3 protein-coding genes are annotated in these 4,597 nt (G+C 43.9%); all 3 read left to right on the forward strand.

The window, feature by feature from the left end; all coding sequences use genetic code 11:
• Window positions 1-614: FtsX-like permease family protein (locus tag ACRBG0_RS20315; protein WP_431488682.1), on the forward strand; the 614-nt coding region annotated here is incomplete at its 5' end.
• 150 nt (window positions 615-764) lie between these two features.
• The gene (locus ACRBG0_RS20320; RefSeq protein WP_044085992.1) at window positions 765-1,061 is read left to right on the forward strand and encodes a muconolactone Delta-isomerase family protein; all 297 of its coding nucleotides are present in this window, start codon (window positions 765-767) and stop codon (window positions 1,059-1,061) included.
• Window positions 1,062-1,352: 291 nt separating this feature from the next.
• Window positions 1,353-4,597 (forward strand): VPS10 domain-containing protein (locus ACRBG0_RS20325; RefSeq protein WP_431488683.1); only part of this gene is annotated, 3,245 nt, incomplete at its 3' end.

Genomic DNA, 4,597 nt, shown 5'->3' on the forward strand with positions numbered 1-4,597 from the left:
ATGACCATGACCATGACCATGAAGCAGTATCGGTTATACCACCAAACTTACTAGAAGAACCCGGCGATAAAGAAATCACCTCTTTGCTAATAAAATTTAAAGGCCGAAACTTCCAGGCGCTCAATATGCAGCGCAGTATCAATGAAAACACCGACCTGCAAGCAGCTACGCCCGCGATTGAAATAAATCGTCTTTACAGCCTTATGGACACCGGCGAAAAAGCGCTGCGTATTTTGGCTTTCGTGATCATTTTTGTCTCAGGCCTGAGTATCTTCATTTCCCTGTTTGCCTCGCTCAAGGAACGCCAGTACGAGCTGGCCTTATTGCGGGTGATGGGAGGAACTCGCGCCACCTTATTCACACTCATCATTTTAGAAGGATTGTTATTGGCCCTACTTGGTTGTTTATTTGGCCTACTGTTTAGTCACGGCGGAATGCAGATCTTTGCTGGTGCTTTGGAAAAAGCCTATGGTTACGCCTTTTCTGGCTGGACGTTTCTTCCTCAGGAATGGTATCTGGTAGGTGGTTCGCTTCTATTAGGCTTGGTAGCAGCAATATTACCAGCGATCAAGGCTAGCAGAACAGATATTTCGGAAACCTTGCTGAAAGGGTAGTTGAGGGTTTGCTCAACCCACTTCTTACTCCCTATCAGGAACTACTCCTACTTTCTTTTGGTTAACACTCAGACAAGTAGGGCACATCCTACACAACAATTTGCCCCTCTAATGCGTATAATATCTGATTGCAGACGAAAAGATACCGAGATGAAAAATGCATACATGGTGGAGTTTGAGCTCCCCGAAGAGTTTACAGAAGAGTTCATGGCGCTTATCCCTCGGCAACGGTTTATGATCAACCAGATGCTGGCGGATGGAATCATTCAAAACTACAGCCTTTCTTTGGATCGATCGCGCCTATGGGCTGTAATGATCGCAGAAAGCGAGTTTTCACTAATGGAAGAAATTGAGCGGATGCCATTGATTGATTATATGGTACCTGATATTTCACAGTTGATGTTCCACAACTCTTCTATGGAGGTTATGCAATTCTCTTTAAACTAAGATTTTTCCTTCAAGGAGTTTCAAAAACGTCTTTATGCGACATACCGCATAAAGACGTTTTTTTTGTAATTACACTTACAAAACGTATGTCTGTGCACAAATGAAAGCCTTAAAAAAAAGATAATCGCTCTTGATATAATTATTTTTTCAATATTTGTTCCGTATTCGTTTTGCAGCTTCCAATTTTTTTTCTGCGCCTCCTTGAATTTTAATAAGTTTTTAGCATTAAATATGTGTAGAGTAAGCAGAACAGGAAGTATGTCGTTCTTTCTAATCAAATCTACGCTTAAGATGAGAAACCCATTAAGTAAGCTTCAACAACTTTATCTTTTTAGCCTTGGTATTATTTTCCTCTGTTGCACTACACCAGTAACAGCTCAAATCCATAAGGAACTCTCACGTGACACCAATCTCACTTTTCAAGAAATTGTCGACATCTCCGAACGACATTTTGAAAAGACGGGAAAGGGAAGAGGAATGGGATATAAGCAATTTCAACGATGGCAGTATTGGGCCGAACGCAACCTAGATGAACAAGGTCGGGTACGAAGTAAACGAGAAGCCTTGGATGGGTATCTCGATTTCATTGATAAGTCTTCATCGAATAACAATAAGTTTTTTGGCGCTTACACCGAGTTGGGGCCACAATCCGCTATCAATACTTCTACTTGGTCTTCTGGTCTCGGAAGAGTCAGCGCCATAGGCTTAGACCCTAATAATGACAATCACATCATCGTAGGCTCCCCAACAGGAGGCATCTGGAAAACAATGGATTTGGGTACAAGCTGGACTCCAATGTTCGACGATCAAGCCTTGATCGATGTATATGCGTTGGAAATATCTCATAGCAACCCTGATCATTACTGGGCAGGGCTTAGTGATGGGCTTGTTCGAAGTCTGGATGGCGGCATATCTTGGTCACCTGTTTCAGGGGTTTCTGCAACGGCTCTTTACAATACGATCGTGATGCACCCTATTGATGCGGACGTTATTTTTGCGGTAGCACAATCAGGCCGGGTTTATAAATCAACAGATGGCGGGGAAGTTTTTTATACAGTATTGATTCAAAATGAATCCTTGTATGATTTGGAATTTCACCCCACTAATTTGAATATTATCTATGCATCAGGCAATGATGCCGTTTACAAATCCACGGACGGAGGAGAAACTTTTACTGAAATCACAAGCGGTCCTTGGAATGGGAATAACGACAAGGCCATCATGCTGGCGGTAACCCCCGCTTCGCCCCAGCGTGTCTATGCTTTAGAAGAAATAGATGGAGGTTTTAACGCCTTATATCTTTCTCAAAATGCAGGAGTCAGCTGGATTACCCTTGCCAATAATGCCTGTGATTGTAACAACATCATGGGGTACGACCAGGATGAAAGCGGCGGCCAGGCTCCGCGCGATATGGACATTATTATCTCCCCTATCAATCCTGATATTATTCATGTGGCCGGCGTAGAAACTTGGCGATCTACAAACGCAGGACAGAGTTGGAATAAAACGACTGTCTGGAGTAATCCGAACGGATCAAATTTCATTCATGCTGATATTGATCTTTTAATTTATGACGGTCAGCGAATAATTGCGGGTACCGATGGCGGAATTTATTATTCAACTAACGAAGCAGACAGCTGGACAGATATAACGCCAGGATTAGGCATTCGACAGTTTTATCGAATCGGTGCAGCACAAACGGAGATTGATCGGGTCTCTGGCGGATCGCAAGATAATGGAACCGCTGTGCTACGCAATGGCAACTGGTACGACTGGCTCGGAGCAGATGGTATGGAAACGTTTATCGCTTGGGACAATGACGATATTGTTTACGGAACCTCTCAAAACGGAAGCCTTTATAAATCAATTAATGGAGGAAATAGCCGAACGTCTATCGTTACCCCTGGCGTTAATGGAAATTGGGTGACGCCATTTGAACAAGCTGTTGGCCAACCTAATCTTATTTATACCGCTCGAAGGGAACTCTGGAAAAGCACAGATGGAGGAAACTCTTGGCTTGCTATTACTGATTTCAATACGAATAACAAAGCTGACGAACTAAAGATTGCCCCCTCAGACAACCAATTCATTTACCTTGCCTACGACGATATTCTGCATATCACAACTGATGGCGGCACGAGTTGGACCTCTTCTGATTTGCCAGGATCCAGAGTGAATTACATTGCTGTTCACCCTACTAACCCCGAAAGACTATTGGTTGTGATTTCAGGGAGTGCTACCAAAGTGATGGAAAGCGAAGACGCCGGGGTGACCTGGACGAACCTTACCGCAAACATCCCCTCATCTGTAGGAATTGAATGTGCACTTTACGATGAACTCAATAATCAAGGAGTATTTATTGGCGGAAACCCGGGAGTCTATTACACGGATTCTACCAGCAATGTCAACTGGGTAAATATTTCTGACAATCTCCCGAATGTAAGAATAGCTGAATTAGAGATTAAAAATCAAACACTCTACGTCGCTACTTACGGTCGTGGTTTATGGAAACGGAACATTCTTTGTGACGGCAGCCTGGAAGGGCAGGCCTGTAATGATTTTAACTCCTGTACTGAAAATGACGTTTTTGATGCAGACTGTAACTGTATCGGAGAACTGGTAGATTCGGATAATGACGGCGTTTGTGATGAAACGGACGTTTGTCCGGGGGGAGATGACAATATTGACGGAGACCATGATGGTATCCCTGATTACTGCGACAATTGCGCAGAAGATTGCCCTGACACTGATTGTGACAGTGTTTGTGATGAAGATGATATTTGCCCTGGTGGAGATGACACCAGAGATATGGATAATGATGGTATTCCAGACTACTGTGATCCGTGTGACGAGCAAATCGGACTTCCTTGTGACGACAACAACCCATGCACGGATGATGAGACTTATGATAGTGATTGTAACTGCGTAGGAACACTACAAGATTCGGATGGAGATAGCGTCTGTGATTCGGAGGATGTATGCCCCGGTGGAGATGATACCATAGATAGTGATGGGGATGGTATTCCTGATGCTTGTGATAATTGCGGCCTCGATGAAGTAGTAACTACAACGTTGGTACTGACCTTAGATGACTATCCCCAAGAAACATCGTGGAGCGTGGTAAATGAAGCCGGAGAAGTAGTTGCCTCTTCTTATGGCACTTACGCTGATTGGCCTGACGGAGCAATCGTAACTGAATATATTTGTCTGCCTCTGGGGTGTTATGAGTTTACGATATATGACACTTATGGAGATGGATTGTGCTGTAACTATGGTATCGGAGACTACGAGTTACTCAATGCTTCGGGAGAATTACTAGCCACAGGAGCAGATTTTAATTCGTCTGAGACGACTCCTTTTTGTAGTACTTGTGATGACTTTGGAGGTGATGCCGACGGCGATGGCGTTTGTGCAAATGTTGATTGTGATGATTCAGATGAAAACGTTGGTGCTCCTGGCAGCACCTGCGATGATGGGGATCCATGTACCACAAACGACCTATACGACAACAACTGTAATTGCGTAGGAACTTTCGC

Source organism: Lewinella sp. (assembly GCF_050633125.1).
Lineage (GTDB): Bacteria > Bacteroidota > Bacteroidia > Chitinophagales > Saprospiraceae > Lewinella.